The organism is Pseudomonas sp. P8_241, assembly GCF_034008315.1.
Classification (GTDB): domain Bacteria; phylum Pseudomonadota; class Gammaproteobacteria; order Pseudomonadales; family Pseudomonadaceae; genus Aquipseudomonas.
The window spans coordinates 5,505,624-5,521,910 of the sequence record NZ_CP125377.1; the positions used below are offsets into that span (position 1 = coordinate 5,505,624).

At 59.2% G+C, this 16,287-nt stretch carries 11 protein-coding genes; 9 read left to right on the forward strand and 2 right to left on the reverse strand.

The features are described from left to right. Positions 1–160: 160 nt before the first annotated feature. Positions 161–1,555: a PhoH family protein gene (locus tag QMK58_RS24655; RefSeq protein ID WP_053155035.1), complete on the reverse strand. Its 1,395-nt coding sequence runs from the start codon at positions 1,553–1,555 to the stop codon at positions 161–163. A 336-nt stretch (positions 1,556–1,891) separates the two neighbouring features. Then, positions 1,892–3,016, reverse strand: coding sequence for a polysaccharide deacetylase family protein (locus tag QMK58_RS24660; RefSeq protein WP_320395569.1), 1,125 nt, complete (start codon positions 3,014–3,016; stop codon positions 1,892–1,894). A 243-nt stretch (positions 3,017–3,259) separates the two neighbouring features. On the opposite strand from QMK58_RS24660, the gene yaaA reads away from it, so the two are divergent. The 9 genes from yaaA to QMK58_RS24705 all read left to right on the forward strand — a co-directional run bounded on the left by yaaA (position 3,260) and on the right by QMK58_RS24705 (position 16,224). Continuing rightward, positions 3,260–4,039, forward strand: a complete 780-nt coding sequence (gene yaaA, locus QMK58_RS24665; RefSeq protein ID WP_053155032.1) for a peroxide stress protein YaaA — start codon at positions 3,260–3,262, stop codon at positions 4,037–4,039. An 823-nt stretch (positions 4,040–4,862) separates the two neighbouring features. Further along, entirely contained in the window at positions 4,863–6,179 is a 1,317-nt protein-coding gene (locus QMK58_RS24670; protein ID WP_053155030.1) for a nucleotide sugar dehydrogenase, read from the forward strand. 159 nt (positions 6,180–6,338) lie between these two features. Then, positions 6,339–7,820 (forward strand): mannuronan synthase, encoded by a 1,482-nt coding sequence (alg8, locus tag QMK58_RS24675; protein ID WP_371259753.1) that lies wholly within the window; start codon positions 6,339–6,341, stop codon positions 7,818–7,820. 36 nt (positions 7,821–7,856) lie between these two features. Next, positions 7,857–9,026 carry an alginate biosynthesis protein Alg44 gene (locus QMK58_RS24680; RefSeq protein ID WP_053155025.1) on the forward strand — a complete coding sequence of 390 codons (1,170 nt, stop codon included), beginning with the start codon at positions 7,857–7,859 and terminating at the stop codon, positions 9,024–9,026. 9 nt (positions 9,027–9,035) lie between these two features. Beyond that, positions 9,036–10,547, forward strand: coding sequence for an alginate biosynthesis TPR repeat lipoprotein AlgK (gene algK / locus QMK58_RS24685; protein ID WP_320395570.1), 1,512 nt, complete (start codon positions 9,036–9,038; stop codon positions 10,545–10,547). Then, positions 10,544–12,028 carry an alginate export family protein gene (locus QMK58_RS24690; protein ID WP_320395571.1) on the forward strand — a complete coding sequence of 495 codons (1,485 nt, stop codon included), beginning with the start codon at positions 10,544–10,546 and terminating at the stop codon, positions 12,026–12,028. The genes algK and QMK58_RS24690 overlap by 4 nt, the downstream gene beginning before the upstream one ends. 26 nt (positions 12,029–12,054) lie before the next feature. Beyond that, positions 12,055–13,632, forward strand: coding sequence for a mannuronan 5-epimerase AlgG (gene algG, locus QMK58_RS24695; protein ID WP_053155021.1), 1,578 nt, complete (start codon positions 12,055–12,057; stop codon positions 13,630–13,632). 10 nt (positions 13,633–13,642) lie between these two features. Continuing rightward, a complete protein-coding gene (locus tag QMK58_RS24700) occupies positions 13,643–15,094 on the forward strand; it encodes an alginate O-acetyltransferase (protein WP_053155019.1) in 1,452 nt (483 codons plus the stop codon). 8 nt (positions 15,095–15,102) lie between these two features. Next, on the forward strand, positions 15,103–16,224 hold the full coding sequence (locus tag QMK58_RS24705; RefSeq protein WP_320395572.1) for a mannuronate-specific alginate lyase: 1,122 nt from the start codon (positions 15,103–15,105) through the stop codon (positions 16,222–16,224). The last annotated feature ends 63 nt before the right edge of the window (positions 16,225–16,287 follow it).

A 16,287-nucleotide genomic window follows, 5' to 3' on the forward strand; every position in this document is an offset into this window, starting at 1 on the left:
GACGTACCACAACCTGTAGGAGCTGGCTTGCCGGCGATGGCGGACTCGAGTTCACCGCAAGGCTCATGGCCCCATCGCTGGCAAGCCAGCTCCTACAGGGTTTTGCGTACGGCAAAAAAAACGGGCGGCCCGCGAGGGCCGCCCGGTTTTGGTGATGCAGTTACAGATGCGTTTCGGCGTATTCGGCCAGGATCGAACGTGGCACCCCTTGCAGGGTGATGTGCACCCCGTTCGGGAAGTCCTTGAAGCGTTCAGTCAGGTAGGTCAGCCCGGAGCTGGTCGCGGACAGGTAAGGGGTGTCGATCTGTGCGAGGTTACCCAGGCACACCACTTTGGAACCGGCGCCGGCACGGGTGATGATGGTTTTCATCTGGTGCGGCGTGAGGTTTTGGCATTCGTCGATCAAAATCAGGCTCTGCTGGAAGCTACGACCTCGAATGTAGTTGAGGGATTTGAACTGCAAGGGCACTTTGCTGAGGATGTAGTCGACGCTGCCATGGGTGCTTTCGTCATCCATGTGCAAGGCTTCGAGGTTGTCGGTGATGGCGCCGAGCCAGGGCTCCATTTTTTCTGCTTCGGTGCCGGGCAGGAAACCGATCTCCTGGTCCAGGCCCTGCACGCTACGGGTGGCGATAATGCGGCGATAACGTTTGCTGACCATGGTCTGTTCGATGGCTGCGGCCAGCGCCAGGATGGTTTTACCGGAACCGGCGGCACCGGAGAGGTTGACCAGGTGAATGTCCGGATCGAGCAAGGCGTACAGCGCCAGACTCTGATAGATGTCACGCGGTTTCAGGCCCCAGGCTTCCTGATGCAACAGCGGCTCCTGGTGCAGGTCCAGGATCAGCAGCTTGTCTTCTTCGATCTCCTTGATCCAGCCGACAAACCCCTGCTCGTCGATGATGAACTCGTTGATGTGCACCGCCGGCAGATTGTCGATCAACTGCACCTGATGCCAGGTGCGGCCGTGGTCCTGACGGGTTTCGACCTTGCTCACACGGTCCCAAAAGGAGCCGGTCATGTTGTGATAACCGTTAGGCAGCAGCGAAACGTCGTCGACCAGTTGGTCGGTGCTGTAATCCTCGGCCGCGATCCCGCAGGCGCGGGCCTTGAGGCGCATGTTGATGTCTTTGGTAACCAGCACCACGGGCTTCTTCGGATCGCGTGCGTGCAGATCGATCAGTTGGTTGATGATTTTGTTGTCGTTCAGGTGCTCGGGCAGAATCAGGTTCGGCTCGGCATGCTTGCTCATCAGAATTGACAGCAAACCCTTGGGTCCGCTCTTGCCACGCTGGATCGGCACGCCTTGCTCGACGTCCTCGGGAGAGGCATCGCCCAGGGTCTTGTCGATCAGGCGAATGGCCTGGCGGCATTCGGCGGCAACGCTGTGATGCCCGCTCTTGAGCTTGTCCAGCTCTTCCAGCACGGTCATCGGGATGGCGACGTGGTGTTCTTCGAAGTTAAGCAGCGCGTTTGGATCGTGAATCAATACGTTGGTATCGAGTACATAAAGGATTGGCTGGTTGGAAGAAGAGCTACGTCCGTGATCATCCATACTCGGTCACCTTTGTGGGAGCCATTCGACGCAATACCTTGACGGTGCTGCGCCTTGAAGTGACTGCCGAATACACCTGCGGGGACTCAAGTGTTCTGCCTACATGCGGGGTCTTGGAAGACGCCACCTGTGTTGCAGGTTTCGGCGGTCTGTCTTCGTAATACTCCAAAACGTGTGACAGAAAAAAGTACTTTGACGTTTTTTTGAAGTTTATTTTTCAGAATGACCAATAGCACTTGGCGGACTGCCATCACCCGTTTACAGTCGGAGATCAACCTGCAACGAATTCCCGCCCAAAATCGCCTCTGCCCCAATGTTTCCGGGCTTTCGTCGAATTCAGCGAAACCCGTCCTGACAATCCTCCCAACCGATCCCGACAGGCGCCGTTTGCGTGACCAGCCAGGGCAGCGCTGTTCTCACCCCATCCTGCTTCACATTGAAATTGATCACACCGTGACGCCACAACAGCATCAGGGTCAGCACCCGTTGCGCGCTCTGATCACCCTTGAGCTTGCCGGCACCGTCCTGGGCGTCGATGTCCCACAGCGCCACCTGCAAGCCCTGGTCGTTGAAAAAACCTTCGGCGTCAGAACGGCGCTGGCCATCGGGCGGGCGAAACAGCGGCACGAAGTTCTCCGGCAGTTTGCTTTTTGCCAGGTCAGCGCTGCGCCGGACCGAGTCCTGCCAGTCCTGCCAATGGCTGTGGGAGCGAAACTCCCAACCCTGCACGCCGACGCACTGCTTTGAGTAAGTGGATTGCAGGCTGGCCACCGCCCCCTCATTCAAACGCGCCTGAACATCCTTGCCGAGGACAAAAAATGTCCCGCTCATGTTCGACTTGCGCAGGTACTCGGCAACCCAGACGGTGTTGTCCGGCGCAGCGTTGGCGGCACTGTCGAGCGTCAGTAAAAACAGCCGGTCGTGCATCGCGTCGCCGTTGCGCTCAAAGTCGCCAAAACGATCGACTTCGCTACTGGTCTGTGGAAACAGCGCCGCCTTGCGCAGTTGCTCGTCCAGGTATCGGGTATGGAACTGTCGGCTCGGCTCGGCCCATTTGATGTAGTAGCTGTCTTCGCTGAGCTGAAATTTGGCCGCTTGCTCGCGCAAGGTGGGCATATCCTCGACCAGGAAACAGAACGAGGCGTCCTGATCGCAGCTTTGCTGGGCGAAGTTATAGCTACTCAGCAAGCGCTGCCACAGGTGCTGGCGAACCCGGGTGACCGATTCCATGTTGAGGGTGCGCAAGCCCAGCTGCCGGGCCAACGTTGGCTCATCCAGAGACTCGCTGGACAGCAATACGCGAGCGAACATGAGGATTTCAGCCCGTGATGCCACGTCGAACAACGTCGGATTGGTGAGCTTCTCCGGCCAGGTGCTGCGATCAAGCGTCGCCACATCGCCCGAAGCCGCCAGGGCGCCGAAACTCAACAGCCAGGCATAGAGTAATAAAGCGATGCGCAAAGGAAGTCTCCATAACAAAACACGCGCGGCACTATATCGCGGGAAGCTCAAAAGATCGCAGCCTACGGCAGCTCCTACGCGATCCGGTTCCAATTTTGAGCCAACTCGGTCCTGTAGGAGCTGTCGAGCAAAGCGAGGCTGCGATTTTGTCCCATGACACCACCGATCACCTATCACGCTCATAGCTGGAGTCAACGCCGACAACCCCCTAGAATCGCCGCCACGATTAAAGGAGACGACTTCATGCTGATGGTGATTTCACCCGCCAAGACCCTCGACTATGAAACACCGCCGGCCACGCAGCGCTTCACCCAGCCGCAATACCTCGACCATTCCCAGGAACTGATCCTGCAATTGCGCGAGTTGACCCCGGCGCAGATCAGCGAGCTGATGCACGTCTCCGACAAGATCGGTGGCCTCAATGCCGCGCGCTTCGGCAGCTGGACGCCGGCCTTCACCCCGGAAAACGCCAAGCAGGCACTGCTGGCCTTCAAGGGCGACGTGTACACCGGCATGAATGCGCAAACCCTCGGCGAAGCCGATTTCGACTACGCCCAAAAGCATTTGCGCATGCTCTCAGGTCTGTACGGTTTGCTGCGCCCACTGGACCTGATGCAGCCTTATCGACTGGAAATGGGCACCAAACTGGCCAACGCCCGCGGCAAGGACCTGTATGCGTTCTGGGGCACGCGTATCAGCGAATGGTTGAATGAAGCCCTCGCCGATCAAGGTGACGACGTACTGCTTAACCTGGCCTCCAACGAATATTTTTCGGCGGTCAAACGCAGCGCCCTCAACGCACGCATCATCAACACCGAGTTCAAGGACCTGAAAAACGGTCAGTACAAGATCATCAGTTTCTACGCGAAAAAGGCTCGAGGCCTGATGAGTCGTTTCGTCATCGAGGAACGCATCAACGACCCGGCGGCCCTCAAACAATTCGATGTGCAGGGCTATCGCTACAGCGCTGAACAGTCCAAACCCGACAGCTTTGTGTTCCTGCGCGATCACGCGCCGGAGTAATGCTAAAGCCTGTCGCACGAGGGCTTGAAAACCCTCGTGCAGCCCTATTGATTGTCCGACAATCCCCCCCTCGAGTCGACAAAGACTTGACGCCAAAAAACCATCGATCAGTTTTCTGACTTTAGTTTCACTCGACTTCAAGCTTTTTTTTCCGTAGTGGCACTGACTTTTTTTAACAGTGATGGCAAAAAACTATCCTCGCCAATTATCCGCCTATATATAAAGGGCGAAACGGCAAGTGCTATCAATATGAGAGCAGTGCCATCTTTCTCAATATTTCAAGAAATTTCAGCTTTCGCGATGGATGGACTGGAACTATGTCCAAATGCACCGCTCATACCACCGGTAACGATTATCGCCGTTTCTGTACGAGATAACTTACGCAGAGAAGTGATTCATGTAGCAAAGTTGCAAGACCAACTTTCGCTGATTAATCCCTGATTTGGGCAACACAGGATTGAGAGGAGATACGCGACTTGAATATCCCCTACACGGCCATGGCCGCGCCCCTATAAACGTGCTCGCCAGAGCACCCAACCGCTTGATCTACGGGCTCTCGGCCTGACATCAAGCGCGCACGACTTGTGCACCGACACCTTTAAAAAGGACGAACGGCTGCATAACAGGGCAAGTCATAACAATAAGGCCTTGTTACGCACACCTTGAGTGCACTTATTTAGACACTCGTAACTTATATGCCCGCACACGGCATTGTTGCGCCTGAACGGCGCACTTGCGAGTGCACTATGAACGCTGAACACCATTAACTCCGGCCATCTAATGGCTTGTTGAACACAGTCTTGATAACAGAGAGGTAATTGCGATGCGCATCAGCATATTTGGTTTGGGTTACGTTGGCGCAGTCTGCGCCGGTTGCCTGTCTGCACGGGGCCATGACGTTGTCGGCGTCGATGTTGCCAAAGACAAGATCGATATGATCAATGCAGGCCGTTCGCCGATTGTTGAACCGGGCCTGGGCGAACTTCTGGCACAAGGTATCCAGACCGGTCGTCTGCGTGGCACCACCAACTTCGCCGAGGCGATTCGCGACACCGACCTGTCGATGATCTGCGTCGGCACGCCGAGCAAGAAGAACGGCGATCTGGAACTGAACTACATCGAGGCCGTGTGCCGCGAAATCGGTTTTGTCCTGCGTGACAAGACCACCCGCCATACCATCGTCGTGCGCAGCACCGTGCTGCCGGGCACCGTGGCCAATGTGGTCATCCCGATTCTCGAAGACTGCTCCGGCAAGAAGGCCGGCGTTGATTTCGGCGTCGCCGTGAACCCTGAGTTCCTGCGTGAAAGCACCGCCATCGCCGACTACGACCAGCCGCCAATGACTGTCATCGGCGAGTTCGACAAGGCCTCGGGTGACGTTCTGCAATCGCTGTACGAGGAACTCGACGCGCCGATCATTCGCAAGGACATCGCCGTTGCCGAGATGATCAAGTACACCTGCAACGTCTGGCACGCCACCAAGGTGACCTTCGCCAACGAGATCGGCAACATCGCCAAGGCCGTCGGCGTTGACGGTCGGGAAGTGATGGACGTGGTCTGCCAGGACAAGACCCTCAACCTGTCCCAGTACTACATGCGCCCAGGCTTCGCCTTCGGCGGTTCGTGCCTGCCCAAAGACGTGCGCGCCCTGACCTACCGCGCCGGTTCCCTGGACGTTGAAGCGCCGCTGCTCAATTCGCTGATGCGCAGTAACGAATCCCAGGTACAGAACGCCTTTGACATCGTTTCCAGCCACGACAAACGCAAAGTCGCTCTGTTGGGCTTGAGCTTCAAGGCCGGCACCGACGACCTGCGCGAAAGCCCGCTGGTGGACCTGGCGGAAATGCTGATCGGCAAGGGCTACGACCTGAGCATCTACGACAGCAACGTCGAATACGCCCGTGTTCACGGTGCGAACAAGGACTACATCGAGTCGAAGATCCCGCACGTCTCGTCCTTGCTCAATTCCGATTTCGACGCGGTGATCAACAACTCCGACGTGATCATCCTTGGCAACCGTGACGAGAAATTCCGCGCCCTGGCGCAGAACGTTCCGCACGGCAAGCAAGTGATCGACCTGGTCGGTTTCATGTCCAAGGCCACCAGCGTGACTGGCCGGACCGAAGGTATCTGCTGGTAACCACGGTTCCGTAGGAGCTGGCGAAGCCTGCGATCTTTTGGCGTCTTCACCGACGCCAAAAGATCAACAGATCGCAGCCTGCGGCAGCTCCTACGGGCTGCTTTCTACGCCTGCCTTAACCCATTCGGGCCTCGCCCGAGATCGAGACGGATGCAGATTATGCACAGGCTAAAGCACGGCCTAATTCAGGCCGCCGGTTGGCTGTTTTATCTAAGTTTACTGATGGGCATCGCCGTGGCGTTGCCTGTGTCCACGTTCGACTCCGAGTCGAAGGACTTTATTTTCCTGATCGGTATCGTCGGTATCTGGCGCTACTCGATGGGTGCTACACACTTTGTGCGCGGCATGATTTTTTTATACATCGTCTACCCGTACTTGCGCCGCAAAGTGCGCAAGCTGGGTAAGGCGGCGGACCCGTCCCACGTATTCCTGATGGTCACCAGTTTCCGTATCGACGCCCTGACCACCGCACAGGTCTACAGCTCGGTGATCCGCGAAGCCATCGACTGCGGCCTGCCGACCACCATGGTCTGCTCCATCGTAGAAATGTCCGATGAGCTGTTGGTGAAAAGCCTGTGGAAGCGGATGAACCCTCCACCGCATGTGAAGCTCGATTTCGTGCGCATTCCCGGCACCGGCAAACGCGATGGCCTGGCCTACGGCTTCCGCGCCATCTCCCGTCACCTGCCGGATGACCGCGCCGTGGTCGCCGTGATCGATGGCGACACCGTGCTCGGCGAAGGTGTGGTACGCAAGACCGTGCCGTGGTTCCAACTGTTCGGCAATGTCGGCGGCCTGACCACCAACGAGTTTTGCGAAGTGCGCGGCGGCTACATCATGAGCGAATGGCACAAGCTGCGTTTCGCCCAGCGCCACATCAACATGTGCTCGATGGCTTTGTCCAAGCGCGTGCTGACCATGACCGGTCGCATGTCGGTGTTCCGTGCCACCGTGGTCACCAACCCGGAATTCATCGCCGACGTGGAAAGCGACTCGCTGCAACACTGGCGCCTGGGTCGTTTCAAGTTCCTGACCGGCGACGACAAGTCGAGCTGGTTCAGCCTGATGCGCCTGGGCTATGACACCTTCTACGTGCCAGACGCCGCGATCAACACCGTCGAGCATCCCCCGGAAAAGAGCTTCATCAAGGCCAGTCGCAAGCTGATGTTCCGCTGGTACGGCAACAATCTGCGGCAGAACTCCCGGGCCTTGGGCCTGGGCGTCAAACGCCTAGGTGCCTTCACCTCGGTGGTGCTGTTCGATCAGCGCGTGTCGATGTGGACCTCGCTGCTGGGCCTGACCGTCGCGATCATCGCCAGCTTCAAGTACGGCACTGCGTTCATCCTGGTGTACCTGCTGTGGATCGGCATCACCCGCCTGATCCTGACCCTGCTGCTGTCGTGCTCCGGTCACCGGATCGGCCCGGCCTACCCGGCGATTCTCTATTACAACCAGATCGTCGGCGCGCTGGTGAAGATCTACGTGTTCTTCCGCCTCGACCAACAGTCCTGGACTCGCCAACCCACTTCCCTGACCCGTGATCTTGCCAGCTTTCAACGTTGGTTCAACACCTGGTCGTCTCGGACCATGACCTTCTCCGCCGGCAGCATTTTTGTCGCCGTGCTGCTGCTGATGGTCTGACCGCCCCTTTTTTGAATTAACCAGGAAATCGCCCATATGAATACCGCCGTCAACAGCAACGTAGTGCACGAATCCGAAGCCCAGCGCCAACACGCCCGCGTAAAAATCCCGGCCAAGCTGCGTTTCTTCGGCCCCGACCGCACGCCGGTCGAAGCCCGGGTCATCGACCTGTCCGCCGGCGGCCTGGCGTTCAGCGCCGGTCAGTTGCCGCTCAAAGTGGGTGATGTGTACAAGGCTCGCCTGCAATTCGTGATCGACAACCTTGGCCTGGCCATGGACGTCGAACTGCAGGTCCGCTCGTTTGATCGCCAGACCGGCCGCGCCGGTTGCCAGTTCCAGAACCTGGAACCACAAGACATCTCGACCCTGCGCCACCTGATCACCTCGCACCTGGCCGGCGATCTCGTCAGCATCGGTGAAATGTTGGCAACCTTGCAGCGCGACAACTTCACCAAGGCGCGCAAGAACAAAGACGGCGGCCACGGCATGAGCGCGCTGGGCCGCATGAAAGCCGTGACTTTCAGCCTCGGCGTTTTCGTCGTGGGCCTGGCAGCGTTCGGGTTCATTTTCAAATCGGTGTATGGCATGTACTTCGTCAGCCACGCCCAGGCCGGTCTGGTCAGCGTGCCGGGCGTGAACATCACCATGCCCCGTGACGGCACCGTGCAGAGCCTGGTGAAAGGCGACGGCGTGGCCGCTAAAGGCGCACCGCTGGCGACGTTCAGCACCAGCATGCTCGACGTGCTCAAGGGTCACCTGGAAGACGATCAACTGTCGCCGGCCAAAGTTGAAGAGCTGTTCGGCAAGCAAATGACCGGCACCCTGACCTCGCCATGCGATTGCACCGTGGCCCAGCAAATGGTCGCCAACGGTCAGTACGCCAGCAAGGGCGACGTGATCTTCCAGCTGGTGCCGCGCAATACCGAAGCCAACGTCGAAGCGCGCTTCTCCTATCGCCAGTTCGGTGACGTGCTGCCTGGCACCGCCGTGCGCTTCCAGATCGCCGGCGAAGACAAGACCCGCACCGGCAAGATCGTCAGCAGCACCAGCCTGAAAAGCGCCGATCTGTCTTCCGATATCCGCGTACTGATCCAGCCCGACGAAGCCCTGGACAGCACCCTCGCCGGTCGCCCGGTGGAAGTGAACAGCGACCGTGGCCCGAACCTGAACTGGCTGATCGACAAAGCCATGGCTGCCGGTCTTTAAGTCGAGGACATGCCTGTGACTATCATCAGCCTCCTGAAAACACCGAGTTCCCTGTGGGAGCTGGCTTGCCAGCGATTGGATCACTGCGGTGTAACTGAAAAACCGCGTCAAGCGAATCGCTGGCAAGCCAGCTCCTACAGGGGGCATATGGTGTGCTCGCTGGCGCTGGCTGTGAGTCTGGCCGGTTGCGCCGGCCTGCCCGACCAACGCCTGGCCAACGAAGCCCTCAAGCGCGGTGACACCACCACTGCCGCGGCGAACTACCAGCAGCTGGCAGACCTGGGCTACAGCGAAGCCCAGGTCGGCCTGGCCGACCTTCAAGTCGACAGCCGCGACCCGGCGCAGATGAAACAGGCCGAGGCGACTTACCGCGCTGCCGCCAGCGTCTCCCCGCGTGCCCAGGCTCGCCTCGGTCGCCTGCTGGTGGCCAAGCCCGGCTCCACCGAAGCCGAGCAGCACGAAGCTGAAACCCTGCTGAAAAAAGCCGCCGCCGCTGGCGAAGGCAACACGCTGATCCCGTTGGCGATGCTGTACCTGCAATACCCGCACAGCTTCCCCAACGTCGATGCACAGAAGCAGATCAGCCAATGGCGCGCCGAAGGCAAACCGGAAGCCGGGCTTGCGCAAGTGCTGCTGTATCGCACCCAAGGCACCTACGACCAGCACCTGGATGACGTGGAAAAGATCTGCAAGGCCGCGATCAACACCACCGACATCTGCTACGTCGAACTGGCCACGGTCTATCAGAAAAAGGCCCAGCCTGAACAACAGGCCGAGCTGATCAAACAGATGCAAGCCGGTCATGCTCGCGGCACTGTATCCGCTCAACGCGTGGACAGCGTCGCCCGTGTGCTCGCGGATTCGACCCTGGGCACGCCCGACGAAAAGACCGCGCAATCGCTGCTCGAACCGATCGCCCCAGGCTACCCGGCATCGTGGGTCACGCTCGCGCAACTGCTCTACGATTTCCCCGAACTGGGTGACGTCGATCAGATGATGAAGTACCTGGACAACGGTCGCGCCGCCGATCAACCGCGCGCCGAGCTGTTGCTGGGCAAGCTCTACTACGAAGGCAAGATGGTTCCGGCCGACGCCAAGGTTGCCGAGGAGCATTTCCAGAAAGCCGTTGGCCGCGAAGTCGCCGCCGATTACTACCTCGGTCAGATCTATCGTCGTGGTTACCTGGGCAAGGTCTATCCGCAGAAAGCGCTCGACCATCTGCTGACCGCTGCGCGCAACGGCCAGAACAGCGCCGACTTCGCCATCGCCCAACTGTTCTCCCAAGGCAAAGGCACCAAGCCTGACCCGCTCAACGCATACGTCTTCAGCCAACTGGCCAAGGCCCAGAACACCCCGCAAGCCACCGAGCTTGCGCAAACCCTCGAAGCCCAACTGCCACCTGCGCAATTGGCCGAGGCCCAACGCCTGTTGAAACAGGAACAGTCTGTTCGCGGCAACTTGAGCCAGAACACGCTGCCACTGCACGCCCTGCAAGAAGAAGATGGCGAGGAATCCCTATGAAATTGAATCCATTCATGAAGGCCGGTATCGGCCTGACGTTCGCGCTGATCTGGTCTTGCCCGACGCTCGCTGCGATGACCGAAGAAACCAAGAACTATGGCCTGGACGTGAAAATCACCGGCCAGTCCGAAGACGACCGTGACCTCGGCACTCAGGGCGGCGGCGACGTCAACGGCCTCGGCCTCGACCTGCGTCCTTGGGTTTATGGCGAAAGCGGCGCGTGGAGCGCCTACGCCATGGGTCAGGCGGTGACGTCCACCGACATCATCGAGACCGACACCCTGCAACAATCCGATGGCGCCGAGAACACCGACAACGGTGATCGCGAAACCAAGAAAAACTACCTGGCCATGCGCGAGTTCTGGGTCGGCTACAGCGGCTTCACGCCTTACCCGGGCGAGATCCTGAAGTTCGGTCGCCAGCGCCTGCGCAACGACGACGGCCAGTGGCGCGACACCAACATCGAAGCCCTGAACTGGACCTTCGACACCACTCTGCTGCGCGCCAACGTCGGTATCGCCGAACGCTTCAGCGAGTACCGCACCGACCTGAAAGAGCTGGCGCCGCAAGACAAGGATCGCCTGCACGCCTACGCCGATGCGGCATACCAGTGGACACCGGGCAACTGGGTCGGCATTCGCGGCCACCACACCCACGACGACGGCAAACTCGACTACGCACAACCGGGTGTGCCGGGCGATTCGCTGGACAAGAAGCAGAACGGCGACATCAGCTGGCTCGGTCTCACCGCCGACAGCGACGCTTATAACTGGCGCAATACCAACACCGTCAACTACTGGGGCAGCATCACCGGCATGAGCGGTGACCGCGACACGGTCAACCCGCTGAACGCCGATGGCAGCGCTCCCGCACAAGCCAAACGCAGTGGCGATGTCGACGGCTGGGCCACTGACCTGGGTGTGCGCTTGCGCCTCGATCCGCAATGGCAAGTGGGCGCTGCCTATGCCCGCGCCAGCGAAGACTATGAACAGAACGGTCTGGAAAGTAACCGCTCGAACTACACCGGTACACGTTCGCGTGTGCACCGTTTCGGCGAAGCCTTCCGTGGCGAAATGAACAACCTGCAATCGACCACGCTGTTCGGTTCCTGGATGCTCAACGACGAATACGACGCCAGCCTGATCTACCACAAATTCTGGCGCGTCGACGGCAATAAGCCGGTCGGCAGCAACGGCATCGACGCGGTGCAGAACAACACTGACGACGTGACCGGCGCGATCCTCTCCAGCACCTCCCTGCCGCTGAACGACGGCGAGAAAGACCTCGGTCAGGAGATGGACCTGGTAGTGACCAAGTACTTCAAGCAGGGCCTGCTGCCTGCGTCTATGAGTCAGGCGATCGACGAACCTTCGGCGCTGGTGCGCTTGCGTGGCGGCGTGTTCAAGCCGGGTGATGCGTATGGCAAGGAAGTCGATTCGTACATGCACCGCGCGTTCATCGACGTGATCTGGCGCTTCTGATGCACATTGCGAAGGGAGTCTCCCAGATGAATCATCAAGCCATAAAGGGCTCGATCAGCCTGCTGGCCGGCGCGATGCTGCTGGCCAGTGCGACTGCCTTCGCCAATGTGGAGCCAGTTGCAAAGCCGGCGACCGTGGCCAAGGAACTGCAACAGGCCAAGACCTACACCGTCAGCAGCGCACCGACCGCACCGCTGGAACTGGCCACGCCGAAATTGCCGGACGTGTCCGGCTACACCGCTGAGGCCATCGCCGCGAAAATCGTGCGCAGCAAGGCAGGCAAAATCAGCGTGCGCCGGATGATGCAGGAAGACGCCCTGAAGGACTTCATCGGCGGCGACAACAAGATGGCCGAGTGGGTGGTGCGTCAGCACGGCATCCCCCAGGCGATCTTTGTCGACGACGGCTACATGAACCTCAAGGACCTGGCGAAGAAACTGCCCAAGCAGTACTTCAGCGAAACCTCGCCGGGTGTGTTCCTCGCCAAACTGCCGATCGTGGTCGGCCGTCACGGCATTCTCGAAATCGATAAGCAGACCCAGGAGTTGCGCCTGTCGCAAGAGGCCGGTTCGTTCCTGGTCAACGACGGCCAGCTGTTCGTGCGTGATACCAAAATCACTGGCTGGCGCGAAAAGGACAACGGCCCGGCGACATTCAAATCGCCCAAGGAATTCCGTCCGTTCCTGCTGGCCTGGGGTGGCACCGAGACCTATATCGCCAACAGCAAGATGGCCAGTTTCGGTTACGCCAACAGTAAGTCGTACGGCGTGAGTATTTCCCAATACACGCCGAACATGGCCAAGGTGCTCAAGCGCCCTGAACCGACCGGCTGGATCGTCGGTTCCGAGTTCTCGGACATGTGGTACGGCTTCTACTGCTACGAAACCAGCAACTTCGTGGTCAAGGGCAACACCTACAAAGACAACATCGTCTACGGCATCGACCCGCACGACCGTTCCCACGGTCTGATCATTGCCGACAATACGGTGTACGGGACCAAGAAGAAGCACGGGATCATTATTTCCCGTGAGGTCAACGACAGCTTCATCTTCAACAACCGCAGCTACGACAACAAGTTGTCGGGTCTGGTGATCGATCGGAACAGCGTCAACAACCTGATCGCCCACAACGAGATCTACCAGAACCACACCGACGGCATCACCCTCTACGAGAGTGCCGACAATTTGCTGTGGGGCAACAAAGTCGTGAGCAACCGCCGCCACGGCATCCGCATTCGTAACAGCGTGAACATTCGCCTGTACGAAAACGTTGCGATGGCCAACGGCCTGACCGGCGTGTACGGCCACATCAAAGACCTGAGCAACACCGACCGTGACATCAAGCTCGACCCGTTCGATGCGCAGGTATCGCTGATCGTCGTGGGCGGTGAGCTGGCGGCCAACGGCAGTGGCCCGCTGTCCATCGACTCGCCACTGAGCGTCGAGTTGTATCGCGTGTCCATGCTCGCCCCGACCAAATCCAGCGGCATCAGCTTCTCGGGGATTCTCGGCGAGCGCCAGGATGAAATTCTCGATTTGCTGGTGCGCCAGCAGAAAGCCGTGCTGATCGACCCTGTCGAACGCCAGACCGAAATGCAGGACTGAGGATAATTTTATGCACCCACACTTGATCAAATTACTCAGCCTGTCGGCCCTGACCGCCGGCATTCTCGCGGCCAGCGGCGGCGTGCGTGCCGATGAGGTGCAAGCGCCCAAGTTCAGCGCAGAACCGTGCTGCAGCCTGTGCCCCGCCGCCCACGACGCGAAGAACTACACCACGCGTTATCAGCAGAACTTCACCACGCTGGTACAGGCCCAGGGCGACTGGCTGTTCCGTACGCAAGAAGACTTGCGCACCGAATTCGACACCACCCCGGCCGGCTACAAACGCATGAAGCAACTGCACGATGCGTTCAAGAGCAAAGGCGTGGAACTGGTTGTCGTGTACCAGCCGACCCGTGGCCTGGTGAACCGCAACAAGCTCAACCCGGCCGAGAAAGCCAGCTTCGATTTCGACAAGGCGTTGAGGAACTACAAGTCCATGCTCGGTCGTTTCGCGGCCATGGGTTACGTCGTGCCAGACCTGTCGCCGCTGACCAACGAGTCGTTGCCCGACACCCTGCCCGCCCACGATTTCTACTTCCGTGGCGACCAGCACTGGACCCCTTATGGCGCCCAACGCACGGCGAAAATCGTCGCCGAGAAGGTCAAGCAGCTGCCTGAATTCGCCGACATTCCCAAGCGCGAATTCGAGACCAAAAAGTCGGGTCGCATGGGCAAGACCGGAACATTGCACAACATGGCCGGTCAACTCTGTGGCACCAGCTACGCGATCCAGTACATGGATCAGTTCACCACCGAGCCCAAGGGCGAAGCGGGCGATGGCGATCTGTTCGGCGATTCCGGCAACCCGCAGATCACCCTGGTCGGCACCAGTCACAGTGGCAAGAATTACAACTTCGCCGGTTTCCTCGAAGAGGCCATCGGCGCTGACATTCTCAACGTGGCGTTCCCCGGCGGTGGCCTGGAAGGTTCGATGCTGCAGTACCTGGGCAGCGACGAATTCCAGAAGAACCCGCCGAAAATTCTCATCTGGGAATTCTCGCCGCTCTATCGCCTCGACCAGGAAACCATCTACCGCCAGATGATGGCGCTGCTGGACAACGGTTGCGAAGGCAAGGATGCACAGATGTCCGGCAGCGCCACGCTCAAGCCGGGCAAGAACGAATTGATGGTCAACAGCAAAAACCTCGACCTGCGCAACAGCAGTCACCAGGTCGACATCCGCTTCGCCGACACCTCGGTGAAAACCCTGCAAGCCACCCTCTGGTACATGAACGGTCGCCACGAGGACATCAAGATCGACAAACCGGAAACCTCCGACACTGACGGACGTTTCGCCTTCGAGTTGCGCACGGACGAAGACTGGGCCTCGCAGAACCTGCTGGCCGTCGAAGTCCAGGGCCCGGAACAAGCGGGCGCCGCGCCACAGAAAGTCGAAGCGAAAATCTGCAAACGCAACGTATTCCCGAGCGCTGAGCAACGTACCGCTTCGGCCGGGCAATGAGGTCTGCTATGCGAAATCCGAAAATTGCAAAACTGTTGGCACCGACGCTGTTGAGCCTGGCGATGTTCGCGGGCGCGACTCAGGCCGCGGCGCCATTGCGTCCGCCACAGGGCTATTTTGCGCCGATCGAGAAAGTCAAAACCGGCGACAAGAGCGAAGGCTGCGATGCGCTGCCGACGCCCTACACCGGCTCGCTGCAATTTCGCAGCAAGTACGAAGGCTCGGACAAAGCCCGTTCGACCCTGAACGTACAGTCTGAAAAAGCCTTCCGCGACAGCACCGCCGACATCACCAAAATGGAACGTGGCACCAGCAAGCGCGTGATGCAATTCATGCGTGACGGTCGCCCGGAACAGTTGGAGTGCACGTTGAACTGGCTCACCGCGTGGGCCAAGGCCGATGCGTTGATGTCCAAGGACTTCAACCACACCGGCAAGTCGATGCGCAAATGGGCGTTGGGCAGTATGGCGTCTTCATACATTCGCCTGAAGTTTTCCGACTCCCATCCGCTGGCCAACCATCAGCAAGAGTCGCAGCTGATCGAAGCCTGGTTCAGCAAGATGGCCGATCAGGTGGTCAGCGACTGGGACAACCTGCCGCTGGACAAGACCAACAACCACTCGTACTGGGCCGCCTGGTCGGTGATGGCCACGTCCGTCGCCACCAACCGCCGCGACCTGTTCGACTGGGCCGTGAAGGAATTCAAGGTCGGCGCTAACCAGGTCGACGCCGACGGTTACCTGCCCAACGAACTCAAGCGTCAGCAACGGGCGCTGGCGTACCACAACTACGCCCTGCCGCCGCTGGCGATGATCGCCAGTTTCGCTCAGGTCAACGGTGTGGACTTGCGTCAGGAAAACAACGGCGCGTTGAAACGCCTGGGTGATCGCGTGCTCGCCGGGGTGAAAGACCCGGATGAGTTCGAAGAAAAAAACGGCAAGGAACAGGACATGACCGACCTGAAGGTCGACTCGAAATTCGCCTGGCTCGAACCGTTCTGCTCGCTCTACACCTGCGCGCCGGATGTGCTGGAGAAGAAGCATGACATGCAACCGTTCAAGACCTTTCGCCTGGGCGGCGACCTGACCAAGGTCTACGACCCGGCCAATGAAAAGGGCAAGGGTTCTTAACGCAAATCCTTTGTAGGAGCCGGCTTGCTGGCGATGGCGGTATGACATTCACCATCGATGTCG